The 15,073-nt window shown below is 73.2% G+C and carries 11 protein-coding genes; all 11 read left to right on the top strand.

What is annotated here, in order from left to right:
- Positions 1-24: 24 nt before the first annotated feature.
- The 11 genes from ACIP4X_RS20325 (at position 25) to ACIP4X_RS20275 (ending at position 15,000) form a co-directional block, all read left to right on the top strand.
- Entirely contained in the window at positions 25-1,236 is a 1,212-nt protein-coding gene (locus tag ACIP4X_RS20325; protein ID WP_358728519.1) for an ROK family transcriptional regulator, read from the top strand.
- 59 nt (positions 1,237-1,295) lie between these two features.
- Positions 1,296-2,633 carry an extracellular solute-binding protein gene (locus tag ACIP4X_RS20320; protein WP_391452969.1) on the top strand — a complete coding sequence of 446 codons (1,338 nt, stop codon included), beginning with the start codon at positions 1,296-1,298 and terminating at the stop codon, positions 2,631-2,633.
- Between the two features lie 6 nt (positions 2,634-2,639).
- Positions 2,640-3,581: an ABC transporter permease subunit gene (locus ACIP4X_RS20315; protein ID WP_391452967.1), complete on the top strand. Its 942-nt coding sequence runs from the start codon at positions 2,640-2,642 to the stop codon at positions 3,579-3,581.
- Between the two features lie 2 nt (positions 3,582-3,583).
- The gene (locus ACIP4X_RS20310; RefSeq protein WP_391452965.1) at positions 3,584-4,477 is read left to right on the top strand and encodes an ABC transporter permease subunit; all 894 of its coding nucleotides are present in this window, start codon (positions 3,584-3,586) and stop codon (positions 4,475-4,477) included.
- 5 nt (positions 4,478-4,482) lie between these two features.
- The gene (locus ACIP4X_RS20305) at positions 4,483-5,748 is read left to right on the top strand and encodes a 6-phospho-beta-glucosidase (protein ID WP_391452963.1); all 1,266 of its coding nucleotides are present in this window, start codon (positions 4,483-4,485) and stop codon (positions 5,746-5,748) included.
- Complete coding sequence (locus ACIP4X_RS20300) at positions 5,739-6,710, top strand: BadF/BadG/BcrA/BcrD ATPase family protein (RefSeq protein WP_358728511.1); 972 nt, start codon at positions 5,739-5,741, stop codon at positions 6,708-6,710. The genes ACIP4X_RS20305 and ACIP4X_RS20300 overlap by 10 nt, the downstream gene beginning before the upstream one ends.
- Positions 6,711-6,944: 234 nt before the next feature.
- Positions 6,945-8,393, top strand: coding sequence for a hypothetical protein (locus ACIP4X_RS20295; RefSeq protein WP_391452960.1), 1,449 nt, complete (start codon positions 6,945-6,947; stop codon positions 8,391-8,393).
- Between the two features lie 35 nt (positions 8,394-8,428).
- Positions 8,429-9,445, top strand: a complete 1,017-nt coding sequence (locus tag ACIP4X_RS20290; RefSeq protein WP_358728507.1) for a glutamate ABC transporter substrate-binding protein — start codon at positions 8,429-8,431, stop codon at positions 9,443-9,445.
- A gap of 81 nt (positions 9,446-9,526) precedes the next feature.
- Positions 9,527-10,825 (top strand): hypothetical protein, encoded by a 1,299-nt coding sequence (locus tag ACIP4X_RS20285; protein WP_358728505.1) that lies wholly within the window; start codon positions 9,527-9,529, stop codon positions 10,823-10,825.
- 8 nt (positions 10,826-10,833) lie between these two features.
- Entirely contained in the window at positions 10,834-13,374 is a 2,541-nt protein-coding gene (locus tag ACIP4X_RS20280) for a tetratricopeptide repeat protein (protein ID WP_358728503.1), read from the top strand.
- A 3-nt stretch (positions 13,375-13,377) separates the two neighbouring features.
- Positions 13,378-15,000 (top strand): protein phosphatase 2C domain-containing protein, encoded by a 1,623-nt coding sequence (locus ACIP4X_RS20275; RefSeq protein ID WP_358728501.1) that lies wholly within the window; start codon positions 13,378-13,380, stop codon positions 14,998-15,000.
- Positions 15,001-15,073: the final 73 nt, after the last annotated feature.

The raw sequence follows: 15,073 nt of genomic DNA, 5'->3' as shown, positions 1-15,073 counted from the left end.
GTCGCAGCGAGGGAGGGCCCGCGCATGTCAGGAACCGCCGGCACGCCCGGCACTCCTCGGGTCCTGCGCGCCATGAACGACCGCGCCGCCCTGGACCTCCTGCTGGAGCACGGGCCGCTGTCGCGCACCCGGATCGGCAAGCTGACCGGGCTGTCCAAGCCGACCGCCTCCCAGCTCCTGGCCCGGCTGGAGGCCGCCGGGCTGGTCCGCGCCACGGGGACCAGCGAGGGACGACCGGGCCCCAGCGCCCAGCTGTACGCGGTCGACCCGGCCGCCGCCCATGCCGCGGGGCTGGACGTCACCCCCGCCCGCATCCGCGCCGCCGTCGCCGACATTACCGGCCGCACCGTCGGCGAGTACGAGCTGCCGACCCCCGGCCGGCGCCCGTCCCAGCCCGTCGTACGACACGTCACCGACGCCCTCGACGGCGCCCTGGAGGCGGCCGGGCTGACACGCGACGACGTGCACCGGCTGGTCATCGGCACCCCCGGCGCCTTCGACCCCGGCACCGGCCGTCTGCGCTACGCCTCCCACCTGCCCGGCTGGCACTCCCCCGCCCTGCTCGACGAACTCGCCGCCGCCCTGCCGATGCCGGTGGAGTACGAGAACGACGTCAACCTCGTGGCCCTGGCCGAGCAGCGGCTCGGCGCGGCCCGCGGCCACCGGGACTTCGTGCTGCTGTGGAACCAGGAGGGCCTCGGCGCCGCCCTGGTGCTCGGCGGCCGCCTGCACCGCGGCTGGACCGGCGGCGCCGGCGAGGTCGGCTTCCTGCCGGTTCCCGGCACCCCCCTGGTCCGCCAGGTCACCCGGGCCAACAGCGGCGGCTACCAGGAACTGGCCGGCTCGCAGGCGCTGCCGGCACTGGCCCGGGAGCTGGGCGTCGAGGACCCGCCCACGGGATCCCGGGCCGAGGCCGCCGCCGAGCTCGTCGCCCGCGCCGCCGACCACGCCACCGGCCCCCACCGCACGTTCCTGGCGGCGTACGCGACCCGGCTCGCGACCGGACTCGCCGCCCTCGTCTCCGTCCTCGACCCCGAACTCGTCGTCCTCAGCGGCACCTCCCTCACCGCGGGCGGCGAGGTGCTGCGCGCCCTGGTCCAGGCGGAGCTGGAGGAACTGGCCGCCTCCCGGCCGCGCCTGGTGATCGGCGACGTACACGAACACCCCGTACTGCGGGGCGCGTTGGAGAGCGCGCTCGCGTCCACCCGCGACGAGGTCTTCGACACCTCGCGCTGAGCCGCCTTACCCGCTCCGCCTCTTCCCTCACCACCCGCCCGTCCCAGGGAGATCCAGCCATGCCCGAAGTGTCCCGGAAAGCGGCCCTCGCCCTCGCTGCCTCCGCCGCCATGGCACTGCTCGCCACCGCCTGTACCGGTCAGCCCGACGCCGGTGCGAACGACGACGCGTCGAAGGACACGACCATCAACTTCTGGCACGCCTGGAGCGATCCGAGCGAGGTGAAGGCCGTCACGTCGCTGATCGACGGCTTCCGGAAGGCGCACCCGAACATCCACGTCAACGTCGTCGGCAACGTGACCGACGACAAGATCAACCAGGCGCTGCGCACCGGCGGCGACAGGGCGCCCGACGTGATCTCCTCCTTCACCACCAACAACGTCGGCAAGTTCTGCTCCTCGGGCGCGCTGGTCGATCTCAACCCGTTCTTCAGGAAGACGGGCACGGATCCGGAGCAGATCTTCCCGAAGGCGATGAACGAGTACACCCAGTTCGACGGCAAGCGCTGCACGGTGCCGCTGCTGGGCGACGCCTACGGCCTCTACTACAACAAGGACGCCTTCGCCGCCGCGGGCATCAAGAACCCCCCGAGGACCTGGTCCGAGTTCGAGGCCGACGCAAAGAAGCTGACGATCCCCCAGGGCGACGGCTACCGGCAGCTCGGCTTCATGCCGAACTACCACGGCTGGGAGTCGACGACCGAGCACTACTTCGCGCAGTTCTCCCCGGCGTACTTCGACTCCTCCGGCAAGTCGAACCTGGTCGGGGACTTCGCGTTCGAGAAGGGCTTCACCCTCCAGAAGCGGCTCGTGGACGAACTCGGCGGCTACCGGAAGCTGGAGAAGTACCGCTCCGGCCTCGGCGACGAATGGGGCCCCAAGCACCCCTTCCACACCGGCCAGGTGGCCATGCAGCTCGACGGCGAGTGGCGGCTGGGCATGGCCGAGGAGGCCAGGCCGAAGTTCGAGATAGGCGTCGCCCCGCTGCCCGTCCCCGACGACCGGGCCGACCAGTACGGCAAGGGCTACATCACCGGCACCATCGCCGGCATCGCCGCGACCAGCAAGAAGCAGAACGCCGCCTGGGAGCTGGTGAAGTACATGACCACGGACACCGACGCGGTGGTCGGCTTCGCCAACGACATCCACAACGTGCCCTCCACGCTGGCCGCGCTGAAGTCCCCGAAGCTGAAGTACGACCCGCGCTTCAAGACCTTCCTGGACATCGCCGCCAACCCGGACTCGACCACCACGCCCGCCTCCGTCAACGGCGGCCAGTACCTGGTGACGATCCAGCAGTTCGGCTACGACTACGAGAGCGGCAGGGCCAAGGACCTCAAGGCCGGCCTGCTCAGGACGGCCCAGCAGATCGACACGGACATCGCGCAGGCGAGGTAGGCGCGCATGACCACCGTCACCCTGGCGTCCAAGCGCCGCCGCTCGGCGCTGAAGACCCTCGCCTTCATGTCGCCGTGGCTGATCGGCTTCGCGGTCTTCTTCGCCTATCCGCTGATCTCCACCGTCTACTTCTCGTTCATGCACTACGACGGCTTCCAGCCGCCGACCTGGCGCTCCACCGGGAACTGGGCGTACGTCTTCCAGAACTACCCGCTGTTCTGGCCGGCCCTGCGCAACACCCTCTGGCTGGTCCTGGTGATGGTGACCCTGCGCGTGGTCTTCGGGCTCGGCGTGGGCCTGCTGATCACCAGGATCAGAACGGGCACGGGTGTCTTCCGCACCCTGTTCTATCTGCCCTACCTGGCCCCGCCGGTGGCGGCGACCATGGCCTTCGCCTTCCTCCTCAACCCCGGCACGGGCCCGGTCAACTCCCTCCTGGAGCGGGTCGGGATCCCCGCGCCCGGCTGGTTCAGCGACCCCACCTGGTCCAAGCCGGCCCTGACGATGCTCGCCCTGTGGGGAGTGGGCGACCTGATGGTCATCTTCATGGCCGCGCTGCTCGACGTGCCCACCGAGCAGTACGAGGCCGCGGAGCTGGACGGCGCCTCGCCCTGGCAGCGCTTCCGGTACGTCACGCTGCCGAGCATCTCGCCGATCGTGATGTTCGCGGTGGTCACGGGTGTGATCCAGACGATGCAGTACTACACCCAGCCGCTGATCGCCGGAAAGGTCGCCTCGGGCGTGATCCAGGGCGCGGGCACCCAGTTCGAGCCCGGCTACCCGGACAGGTCCACGCTCACCCTCCCCCAGCTCGTGTACAACCTCGGCTTCCAGCGCTTCGAGTACGGTCCGGCCTGCGTGGTGGCGCTGGTGCTGTTCGCCCTGTCGATGGTGTTCACCGCGTTCCTGATGCGGCGCCGCGGCGGTCTCATCCAGGCAGGTGACTGACGATGACCCAACTGCTCGACAGACCGGCGGGACCGAGGACCCGGCCCTCCCCCGCCGAGCGCACGGCCCGCCGCAGGGCGGCGCTGGAGTGGGTCGCGGTCCACTCGCTCGGCGTGGCGGCCGCCCTGTTCTTCGTCCTGCCCTTCGTGTTCGTGCTGCTGACCTCGCTGATGAGCGACAGCCAGGCCCTCAGCCGCGACCTGGTCCCGCACACCTGGGAGTGGGGCAACTACAGGAGGGTCCTCGACACCCCGGGCTTCCTCACCTGGTGGCGGAACACGCTGGTCTACGCCGGACTCGGCACGGTCCTGACGGTCGCGTCCTCGCTGCCCGTGGCGTACGCGCTGGCGAAGTTCCGCTTCCGGGGCCGCAACCTGTCGCTCATGCTGGTGATCTCGATGATGATGCTGCCCCCGCAGGTGATCATCATCCCGATGTACCTGTTCTGGGCCAAGCAGCTGGACCTGTCCGGCACGTTGTGGCCGCTGATCATCCCGATGGCGTTCGGCGACGCGTTCTCCGTCTTCCTGCTGCGGCAGTTCCTGACGACCATTCCGAACGAGTACCTGGACGCGGCGAGGGTGGACGGCTGCGGCGAGCTGCGCACGCTGCTGAGGGTCGTCGTCCCCATGGCCAGGCCCGGTCTCGCGGCCGTCGCCCTCTTCCAGTTCTTCTACGCCTGGAACGACTACTTCGGCCCGCAGATCTACGCCTCGGAGAACCCGGGCGCGTGGCCCCTGTCCTACGGCCTCGAGTCCTTCAAGGGGGCCCACCACACCGACTGGAACCTCACCATGGCCGCGACCGTTCTGGTCATGGCCCCCGTGATCCTCGTGTTCTTCTTCGCTCAGAAGGCGTTCGTCGAGGGCGTCACACTCACCGGAGTGAAGGGCTGAACAGCATGAAACTCACCGTGGTCGGCGGCGGCTCGACCTACACCCCCGAACTCGTCGACGGTTTCGCCCGTCTGCGGGACACCCTGCCCGTCGAGGAACTCGTGCTGGTGGACCCGGCGGCGGACCGCCTTGAGCTGGTGGGCGGACTGGCCCGCCGCATCTTCGCCCACCAGGGCCACCCCGGCCGTGTCGTCACCACCTCCGACCTGGACGCCGCGGTCGACGGCGCCGACGCGGTGCTGCTCCAGTTGCGCGTCGGCGGCCAGGCGGCCCGGCAGCAGGACGAGACATGGCCCCTGGAGTGCGGCTGCGTCGGCCAGGAGACCACCGGCGCGGGCGGTCTGGCCAAGGCGCTGCGCACGGTCCCGGTGGTCCTGGACATCGCCGAACGGGTCCGCCGCGCCAACCCGGACGCCTGGATCATCGACTTCACCAACCCGGTCGGCATCGTCACCCGCGCCCTGCTGGGGGCCGGCCACCGGGCGGTCGGCCTGTGCAACGTGGCGATCGGCCTCCAGCGCAAGTTCGCGGGGATGCTCGACCTCGCGCCCGCCGACATCCACCTGGACCATGTGGGCCTGAACCACCTCACCTGGGAGACGGCGGTGCGCCTGGGCGGCCCGGAGGGCGAGGACGTCCTCCCCCGGCTCCTGGCCGAGCACGGCGGGACGATCGCCGGCGACCTGCGCCTGCCCCGCCCGCTCCTGGACCGTCTGGGCGTGGTCCCCTCCTACTACCTGCGCTACTACTACGCGCACGACGAGGTCGTGGAGGAAATGCGCGGCAAGCCGTCCCGGGCGGCCGAAGTAGCCGCGATGGAGCAGGAGTTGCTGACGATGTACGCCGATCCGTCCCTGGTGGAGAAGCCGGCGCTGCTCGCCCGGCGGGGCGGCGCCTACTACTCGGAGGCGGCCGTGGACCTGGCGGCGGCCCTGCTGGGCGGAGGGGGCAACCCGTACCAGGTGGTGAACACGTGCAACAAGGGCACCCTGCCCTTCCTCCCGGACGACGCGGTGATCGAGGTGCAGGCGGCGGTGGGCGCCAAGGGCGCGGCCCCCCTTCCCGTCCCCGAGGTGGACCCGCTGTACGCGGGCCTGATGGCCGATGTGACGGCGTACGAGGACCTGGCCCTTCAGGCGGCCCTGCGCGGCGGCCGGGACCGCGTCTTCCGCGCCCTCCTCGCCCACCCCCTGATCGGCCAGTACGCCTACGCCGAGACCCTCACCGACCAACTCGTCGCGCACAACCGGGAGTACCTCGCGTGGGCCTGACCGCAAGCGTCCTCGCGATCGACGCGGGCAACAGCAAGACCGACGTCGCGGTGGTGGCGGCCGACGGGCACGTCCTCGCCACGGCCCGCGGCGGCGGGTTCCGGCCGCCCGCCGTGGGCGTGCGGACCGCGGTGGACGCCCTGGAGGAAGCGGTCCGGCGGGCGTACGCGCAGGCCGGCGTCACCGGCGCCGACCATGTCTCGGCGTGCCTGGCCAACGCCGATCTTCCCGTGGAGGAGGAGCAGTTGGCGTCGGCGCTGCACGCGCGCGCGTGGGGCACGACGGTGGAGGTCCGCAACGACACGTTCGCGGTCCTGCGCGCGGGCGTGGCCGAACCGCGCGGGGTCGCGGTCGTCTGCGGCGCCGGCATCAACTGCGTCGGCATGCTCCCGGACGGCCGCACCGCCCGCTTCCCCGCGCTCGGCCGGGTGTCGGGCGACTGGGGCGGCGGCTGGGGCCTGGCGGAGGAGGCCCTGTGGTACGCGGCCCGCGCGGAGGACGGCCGCGGCGCGCCCTCCGCACTGTCCCGCACCCTCCCCGCCCACTTCGGTCTCGACTCCATGTACGCCCTCATCGAGGCGCTGCACCTGGGGCACGTCGGCCATCACCGACGCCACGAGCTGGCCCCGGTCCTGTTCGCCACGGCCGACCAGGGCGATCCGGTCGCCCGCGCGATCGTCGACCGCCAGGCCGAGGAGGTGGTGGCCATGGCCGCGGTCGCGCTGACCCGCCTCGGCCTGCTCGGCGAGGAGACCCCGGTCGTCCTCGGCGGCAGTGTCCTCGCCGCCCGCCACCCCCGGCTCGACGACGCCGTCCGCGGCCTGCTCGCCGAACGCGCCCCCAAGGCGGTCCCGCGGGTCGTCACGGCCCGTCCGGTCCTGGGCGCGGCGCTGCTGGGCCTGGACCACGTGGGAGCACCGGCGGCGGCACTGGAAAGGGTGCGGGTCCACTTCGAGCAGTGAGGCGTCGGCGGTTCCCCGCCGAGACGCGGGGGGCGTGGGAGGCGTGGCGGGCGTGGGAGGCGCGGGAGGTGCGGGAGGTGCGGGGAACCGAACTGATTCTCCCGGCGTATACATGGGCAAGGGGTGGTACGGGGCGAGCGCACACGGTTCGGCAGAGATCGGGTGAAGGCCGGTGCGAATGCCGGTCCCGGCAGCGATACTTGCGGCGACGGATGACCATGGGGGAGGTCAGCAGTGACACAACCGCCGACGAGCAGACCGGCACCGCCGGGCCCGGGCCTGCCCACGCTGCCGGCCATCCCGCCGCGGCCCGCCGCCCCCGTCCCCGCCGGCCGGCCCCCGTCGCCCGCGCGCCGCACCGCCTTCGCCGAGGGCGCCGAGCGCCTGCGCACCGCCGCCACCACCGAGCCCGGCCGACTCCGTGTCATCGGCGCCGTCCTGGCCCTCCTCGTCGTGGCCTTCGGCGCCGTCACCGCCCTCCAGGCCACCGACCGGGCCACGGCCGCCGACGACGTCCTGCACCGCAGCCAGCCGCTCAGCTCCGACGCGGCCGACATCTACCGCTCACTCGCCGACGCCAACACCATGGCGACCAGCGGCTATCTGGCCGGTCTCCAGGAGACGGCGGCCACCCGCGAGCGCTACGAGTCCGACATCCGCACGGCCGCCGCCAAGCTGGTCACCGCCGCCGCCAACTCCGCTCCCGGCAGCCCCTCGGCGGCCACCATCACCAGGCTCAACCAGCTCCTGCCGCGCTACAAGGGCCTGGTCGAGTCCGCCCGTGCCAACAACCGCCAGGGCTTCCCGGTCGGCGGCGCGTACCTGCGCGCCGCCAACGACACCATGCAGAACGAGATGCTCCCGGCGGCCGAGGACCTGTACCAGAAGGAGAACCAGCGGCTGCGCTCCGACTACGGGGACGCGACACCGTACCCGTGGGCCGCGATCACCCTCGGCGTGCTCGCCCTGGCCGCCCTCGTCTGGGCCCAGCGGCGCAACTACCGGCGGACGAACCGGGTGCTGAACCACGGCCTGGTCGCCGCGAGCGCCGCCACCGCCGTCGTCCTGCTGTGGCTGGTGATCGGCCACAGCGTCGCGCGCGCGGGACTCAACGGCTCCTACACGCACGGCGTGCGCTCGCTGAACGTGCTGCACGACGCCCGTATCGCCTCCCTCAAGGCCCGCAGCGACGAGAACCTCACCCTGGTCAGCCGCGGCGCGGAGACCAGAACGCTGAAGGACGGCACGGTCATGGACGCCTACGACTGGGCGTACGACCAGGAGCTCGGCGCCCTCGCCAGGACGCTGAACCGGGCCGGCGCCCTCGCGGAGGACGCCGGGGGCAGGAAGCCGGTGGACACGGCGAACCAGTCGATGAAGGTGTGGAAGCAACGGCACGATCTGGCCCGCCAGGCCAACGACTCGGGCGACTACCAGAAGGCACGCGACCGGGTCATCGGCACCACCGCCGAGGACCGGGCGCAGTCCACGGGCGAGTGCTTCGACAGCGTCGACGCCTCCCTGGCATCGGCGCTCACCCATGAGACGGGCAGGTTCCAACAGGCCGCGCGGGACGGCCGGGCCGCCATGACGGGCCTGCCCGCCGGTTCCGCCGTGCTCGCGGTGCTCGGCGCGGCCGGCGCGGTGCTGGGCATCGGACGCAGGCTTTCGGAGTACCGGTGAAAGGGGTCGTGGCAACGGTGAAAGGGGGCGTGGCGATGCGAGCACGACGACTGCGGGCCGGCCTGAAGGGCTGGGGCGGTGTCGGCGCGATGGCGGCCGTCTGCGCCCTGGCGCTGGCGTTCGTCCTCCTGCTGCCCCGCACCCAGCCGCACGGCGCCGGCGGCCCCGTCCTGGGCGGTCAGCACGCCGCGCGGGGCACACAGTCCGCGGCGGACAGCTGCCAGGACAGCCAGGCCCACAACCTGAGCCCGTCCCCGTCCGGCGCGGGCGGCCGCACGGTGGACGCCATCCGCTCGCGCGGCTACCTGACGGTCGGCGTCGACCAGAACAGCTACCGCTGGGGCTACCGCAACCCGAACAACGGCTCCGGCGCGCTGGAGGGCTTCGACATCGACCTCGTGCACCGCATCGCCGAGGACATCCTCGGCGACCCGGACAAGGTCCAGTTCAAGGCCATCCCCACCAACGAGCGGATACCCGCGATCCGCAGCGGCCGGGTGGACATGGTGGTGCGCACCATGACCATCACCTGCGACCGGCTGAAGCAAGTGGCTTTCTCCGCGCCCTACTTCCTGACCGGCCAGCAGGTCCTGGCCCCCAAGACCTCGGACATCACCGGCTACGACGGCTCACTCGCCGGGAAGAAGGTCTGCTCGGCGACCGGCTCCACGGCCTACGACCACCTGGCCGCCGACACCAAGGACGGCACGCTTCCCGCGTCCACCGACATCACCACCACCGTCCCCAACCAGCTGGACTGCCTGGTGCGGCTCCAGCTCGGCGAGGTGGACGCGGTGGTGACGGACGGCGCCCTCGCCGCAAGCCAGGCCGCGCAGGACCCCACCGTGGCCTTGAAGGGGGCCTCCTTCACCAAGGAGTTCTACGGTGTGGCCATGAACCTCGACGCCGAGGACCTGGTCCGCCAGGTCAACCGGACGCTGGAGAACTACCGCAAGGACGGGGGCTGGAAGACGTCGTACGGGAGGTGGCTGTCCGCCACGCTGGGTAAGGACTCACCGTCGGCCACCGCGCCGACGCCGGCCTACCGGTGATCTGTCACCGGCCGGTGCGGCACCGACGGACCGGCACAACCCGACAGCACACAGGCGACACACAGCAGCGAGAGGTGATCGATGGGCGTCACGGACCCCGCCGGGCCGGTGATGGACCGGGACGAGGTGGACCGTGCGCTGGCGCGGCTCGGCGCGGAGCACGAGGCCATCGAGACCTCGCTGCTGGCCCTTCAGGACCACGCGGGTCGCAGACTCCTGGAGGGCGCCGAGCTGACCGGCGTCACCAAGGAGCGCTGGGCGGCCACGGAGGCGTCGATCACGCTGCTGTGGGCGTACTTCGACGCCTACAGCGGCGCCCTGCGCACCGCCCGTGAGATCCGCGCGCGCCGCCGCTGGTCCAGCCGCGAGGACCTGGTCGAGCTGACCGAGCTGCTGCGCGGCGAGGCCGTCACCGTCCCCGGCGCGGCCGCAGCGGGCGCGCCCGGTCCCGGCCGGCTCAGCCAGAGCTTCTCCCTGGTCACGCTGGTCGACCGGATGAACGAGCTGTACGCGGCCGGTCTCGACATGGTGGTCGCCGCCGACGCGGTGTGGTCGGCGCTGCCCGCGCGGATCGATCTGCTGGCCGCGGAGCTCCAGCGCACCCGCCGGCTCGCGCACTCGGTCGGCGTCCGCCCCGGCGAGCACCCGGCGGGCGACGACCTGGAGCGCGTCACGCGCACGCTGACCGGGCTGCGCGCGGAGGTGATCTCCGATCCGCTCGCCTTCTGGGTGCCCGCGCAGGGGAGTTCGGCGCCGGGCGGCGGACGGCCGGACACCACGGTGTACGACCGGGAGGCACGGGCTCTCGACGAGGTGCGCCGGGAGATCGAGGCCGTGCTCGGGGTGCGGCAGGACGCCGAACAGCGGCTGATCAGGCTGCGGGACGTGCTCTCGCGCGCGGACCGCACGCTCGCCGAGGCGCGCACCGCGCGCGGCGAGGTGCTGGCGAAGATCGCCGCCACGGAGGTGCCGGTGGTCAGCGGTCCGCCGACCGCGCTCCAGGAGCAGCTGGCGACGGCCGCCGAGTACCGCAGGCAGGCCCGCTGGCACCGGCTGTCGCCGCTCCTGGAGTCCCTGGAGCAGAAGGCGGAGGACGAACTCCAGCGCGCCCGGGAGTCGTTGACGGCGGTCACCGCGCCGCTGGCGGTCCGCGCCGAGCTGCGCGGGCGGCTGGACGCGTACAAGGCGAAGGTGGCCCGGCACGGTCTGGCGGAGGACCCGCTGCTGGTCGAGCGGTACGACGCGGCGCGGCGCATGCTGTGGAGCGCGCCCTGCGACCTGCGGGTGGCCGGCCAGGCCGTGCTGCGCTATCAGCAGGCGGCGGCCGAACTGCTCGGCGGCTCCCGGGTGCCGGAGCAGGGCGGGCGCGAGGGACGGTAGGGGGAGTCATGAGTCAGGCGGGGCAGACCTGTCAGCGGCCGGAGTGCGGCGGCTCGTACGAGGACGTCGGCGGCGGCGAGCTGTACTGCGACACGTGCGGTCTCGCGCCGGTGGTCTCGTCGAACGGCATGGTGGGCTCGCCGCCCACTGGGGTCACCGGCGGCGGGGACTCGCGGGGTTCGGCGGGCAGCAGGGGTTCGGCGGGCAGCGCCCGCAGCGCCCGCACGTCGTCGCAGTCGACGGGTTCCTCACGGTCCCGCCGCTCGGTGTCGGGGCGGCTGTCGCGGTCGCTGTCGGGCAGGGCGACCGGCCGCTCGGTGTCGGTGCGCAGCTCCGGCTCGGCGACGGGCTCCTCCGGCCGCGGCCGGCTGGGCGCGGGTCTGGTGCAGGTGCCGCAGGTGCCGCGGCCCGATCCGCGTTCGATGGTGCTGGAGAACCCCGAGGTGCCGGAGCGCAAGCGGTTCTGCTCGCGCTCGGACTGCGGGGCGCCGGTCGGGCGCGCGCGAGGTGACCGGCCGGGCCGTACGGAGGGCTTCTGCACCAAGTGCGGGCACCCGTACTCCTTCGTGCCCAAGCTGAGGGCCGGGGACGTCGTCCACGGCCAGTACGAGGTCGTGGGCTGTCTGGCGCACGGCGGCCTGGGCTGGATCTACCTCGCCGTGGACCGGGCCGTGTCCGACCGCTGGGTGGTGCTCAAGGGCCTGCTGGACACCGGCGACCAGGACGCGATGGCGGCGGCGATCTCGGAGCGGCGGTTCCTGGCGGAGATCGAGCACGCCAACATCGTGCGGATCTACAACTTCGTCGAGCACCTCGACCAGCGCACCGGCTCCCTCGACGGCTACATCGTGATGGAGTACGTCGGCGGCAAGTCGCTGAAGGAGATCGCCAACTCCCGCCGCACCTCGCAGGGCAGACGCGACCCGCTGCCGGTGGAGCAGGCCTGCGCGTACGGCATCGAGGCCCTGGAGGCGCTCGGCCATCTGCACAGCCGCAACCTGCTGTACTGCGACTTCAAGGTCGACAACGCGATCCAGACCGAGGACCAGCTCAAGCTGATCGACATGGGCGCGGTGCGCCGGATGGACGACGACGAGTCGGCCATCTACGGCACGGTCGGCTACCAGGCGCCCGAGGTCGCCGAGGTCGGCCCGTCGGTGGCCAGCGACCTGTACACGGTGGGCCGCACCCTCGCCGTCCTCACCTTCGACTTCCAGGGCTACACGAACGTCTTCGCGGACTCGCTGCCCGACCCGGACAACATCGAGGTCTTCCGCCAGTACGAGTCCTTCTACCGGCTGCTGGTCCGCGCGACCGATCCCGACCCGGCCCGCCGGTTCGCCTCGGCGCAGGAGATGGCCGAGCAGCTCACGGGTGTGCTGCGGGAGGTCGTGTCCCTGCAGACCGGCCGGGCGCGGCCGGCCCTCTCGACGCTGCTCGGCCCGGAACTGCGGGTGACGGACACGGAGTTGTTCCCGACGCTGGACGGCGACGTGTCCAGGCTGGGGGTGCGGGTGACGCGCCCGCGCGGGTCCGCCCCGGCCCTCACGGCCGGTACCGGGAACGGCCACGGCACCCCGGGCACGCCGAGCGCTCCGGCCCACCCGGCGCTCGTCAAGCCCGCGGACGCGCCCGCCGCCGCGCTCGCCCTGCCGGTTCCCCACGTCGACCCGAGTGACCCGAACGCGGGTTTTCTGGCGGGCCTGTTGACGTCGGCGCCCGCCGAACTGGCGCACGCCCTCGCGACGGTGCCGACCCAGTCGGCCGAAACCCGGCTGCGTCAGGTCCGCGCCCGGCTGGAGACCGGCGAGGCGGCCACGGCGCTGGAGGTCCTGCGCCAACTGGAGCAGAGTCACCCGGACGACTGGCGGGTCGTCTGGTACCGGGGCATGGCCTCCCTGGTCACCGGCGACCACGAGGAGGCGGCCCTCGCCTTCGACGCGGTCTACGACGCCTTCCCGGGCGAGGTCGCGCCGAAGCTCGCGCTCGGCCTGTGCGCCGAGGTGCTGGGCCAGCTCGACAACGCCGCCGAGTACTACCGCCTGGTGTGGTCGACCGACCCGAGCCAGGTCAGCGCCGCGTTCGGGCTGGCCCGCGTGCAACTCGCCGGCGGCGACCGGAACGGCGCGGTGCGGACCCTGGAGTCCGTCCCGGAGTCCTCCATCCACTACACGGCGGCGCGTGTGGCGGCCGTACGGGCACGGCTGCGGCACCGTACGGCGGCGGCCTCCGACACGCCGTTCCTGGACGATCTGACGGCCGCCTCCAGGCAGGTGGAGGCGCTTCAGGCCTACGGTCTCGACCCGGCGCGGCGCGAGCTGTTGTCGGCGGAAGTCCTCGGCTGCGCCCTGGACTGGGTACTCTCCGGGGGCCGGGCCACCGACCCGGCCGCCCGGCGGGTGCTGCTCGGCAGCCACCTGGACGAGCGGGGACTCCGCTTCGGCCTGGAGCGTTCGTACCGCACGCTGGCCCGGCTGGCCCCCGGTGGCGAGGAGAGGATCGACCTGGTGGAACGTGCCAACCGTTACCGCCCCCGGACGTGGGTGTAGTTGATGTCGCAGATGCACCAGCAGGCCGCGCTGCCGAAGTGCCCGAGCTGTGCGGAGCCGCTCGAAGCGGGTGACCGCTTCTGCGGCGCGTGCGGGTACCACCTGTCCGTGGCCGCCGCGGGACCGGGCGACACGCCGACGCTCACCATGGACCGCGGCGCGGTGCCACGCCCGGCCGGCCCCGGCGAGCGCGCCGACGACGCCGTGTGGCCGCGCGCCCCGCACCCGGACGCGTCCGAGGCCCCACCGCGGCTGCATCTGCCGACGGACCTGCCGGGCACGGACTCCAACGGCTCCCCCCTGCCGGCACCGGCACCGACACGGCAGGCGCAGCCGCAACCGGCCACCCCGCCGGGGCCGGGTGCCCTGCCGCAGCCGCAAGCTCCAGCGCAGGCCCCCGCCCAGGGGCAACCGCAGCCGCACGCGGCGGAGGGGTCATCGCACCTACCCCAGGCGGCCGTTCAGCCTCAGCCGCAGGCGCATCCCCACCCCGAGCCTCGGACACAGCCCCCGGCACAGGCACAGGCGGCAGCCCAGCCTCCGCGACAGCCGCAGCCGCAGCCGCAGCCGCAGCCGCAAGGGCACACGCAACCGCAGTCCGCCTCCGGTGTGCGGCTGGACCGGCCCGCGGAGCCCGACGAGTACCCCTTGCAGGCGCCCGACCCGCGCGTGCCCGCCGCCACCGACGACGCCGCCACCCCGGGCGGGGGCACCGCGGTGTGCGTGGCCTGCCGCGCCGGCCGGGTCGACAGCGACGGCTACTGCGAGAACTGCGGGCACGCCCAGCCGCGCGAACGCGACCACATGGAACAGGAGTCGGGCCCGATCGCCGCCGTCAGCGACCGCGGTCTGCGCCACCACCGCAACGAGGACGCCTTCGCCCTCGGCCGCGCCGCGCTGCCCGACGGCTCGCCCGCCCTCGCGGCGGTCGTCTGCGACGGCGTGTCCTCCGCGACCCGCCCCGACGAGGCGTCCCTGGCCGCCTCACGAGCGGCGAGCGAGTCGCTGCTGGCCGCGCTGCCCCGCGGCACGCACCCGCAGCAGGCCATGCACGACGCGATCGTCGCCGCCGCGCAGGCGGTCGACGCGCTCGCTGGGGAGCCCGCGCCGGAAGGCGGGCACTCCGCCCATCAGAACGCGCCGGCCTGCACGTTCGTCGGCGCGGTGGTCACCCCCGGCCTGCTGGTCGTCGGCTGGGTCGGCGACAGCCGCGCCTACTGGGTGCCGGTGGACCGCGGCGCGCCCCCGGCCCGGCTCACCGAGGACGACTCGTGGGCCGCGCAGATGGTCTCGGCGGGCCTGATGTCCGAGGCGGAGGCGTACGCCGACGAGCGCGCCCACGCGATCACCGGCTGGCTCGGCGCGGACGCCTACGAACTGGAGCCGCACACGGCCTCGTTCAAGCCGGACCGGCCGGGAGTGGTCGTGGTGTGCACGGACGGGCTGTGGAACTACGCGGAGACGGCGCGGGAGATGGCCGAGGCCGTCCCCCTCGACGCCGCCGTGCGCCCGCTGCACAGCGCCCGGGTCCTGGTCGGCCACGCCCTCGACGGCGGGGGCCACGACAACGTAACAGTGGCCGTCCTGCCGTTCCCGGCCGCGCCGCAGGGGGCAGGATCGGCCTGAGGGACGTACGCCGGGACGCGTGACGAACACCCCCGGCCGGGCCCTCAGCGCGGCGTAGCTCCGAGGGCCGGCG

This window comes from Streptomyces sp. NPDC088817 (assembly GCF_044750345.1).
GTDB lineage: Bacteria > Actinomycetota > Actinomycetes > Streptomycetales > Streptomycetaceae > Streptomyces.
Note: the sequence above shows the minus strand (reverse complement) of the source record. Positions and strands in the feature narration are given on the sequence as shown.

Bases quoted from the DNA above. Each gene is read 5' to 3' on its own strand.
- ACIP4X_RS20305 (WP_391452963.1), top strand. From the start codon at position 4,483: ATGAAACTCACCGTGGTCGGCGGCGGCTCGACCTACACCCCCGAACTC.
- ACIP4X_RS20325 (WP_358728519.1), top strand. From the start codon at position 25: ATGTCAGGAACCGCCGGCACGCCCGGCACTCCTCGGGTCCTGCGCGCC.
- ACIP4X_RS20285 (WP_358728505.1), top strand. From the start codon at position 9,527: ATGGGCGTCACGGACCCCGCCGGGCCGGTGATGGACCGGGACGAGGTG.
- ACIP4X_RS20275 (WP_358728501.1), top strand. From the start codon at position 13,378: ATGTCGCAGATGCACCAGCAGGCCGCGCTGCCGAAGTGCCCGAGCTGT.
- ACIP4X_RS20280 (WP_358728503.1), top strand. From the start codon at position 10,834: ATGAGTCAGGCGGGGCAGACCTGTCAGCGGCCGGAGTGCGGCGGCTCG.
- ACIP4X_RS20320 (WP_391452969.1), top strand. From the start codon at position 1,296: ATGCCCGAAGTGTCCCGGAAAGCGGCCCTCGCCCTCGCTGCCTCCGCC.
- ACIP4X_RS20315 (WP_391452967.1), top strand. From the start codon at position 2,640: ATGACCACCGTCACCCTGGCGTCCAAGCGCCGCCGCTCGGCGCTGAAG.
- ACIP4X_RS20310 (WP_391452965.1), top strand. From the start codon at position 3,584: ATGACCCAACTGCTCGACAGACCGGCGGGACCGAGGACCCGGCCCTCC.
- ACIP4X_RS20290 (WP_358728507.1), top strand. From the start codon at position 8,429: ATGCGAGCACGACGACTGCGGGCCGGCCTGAAGGGCTGGGGCGGTGTC.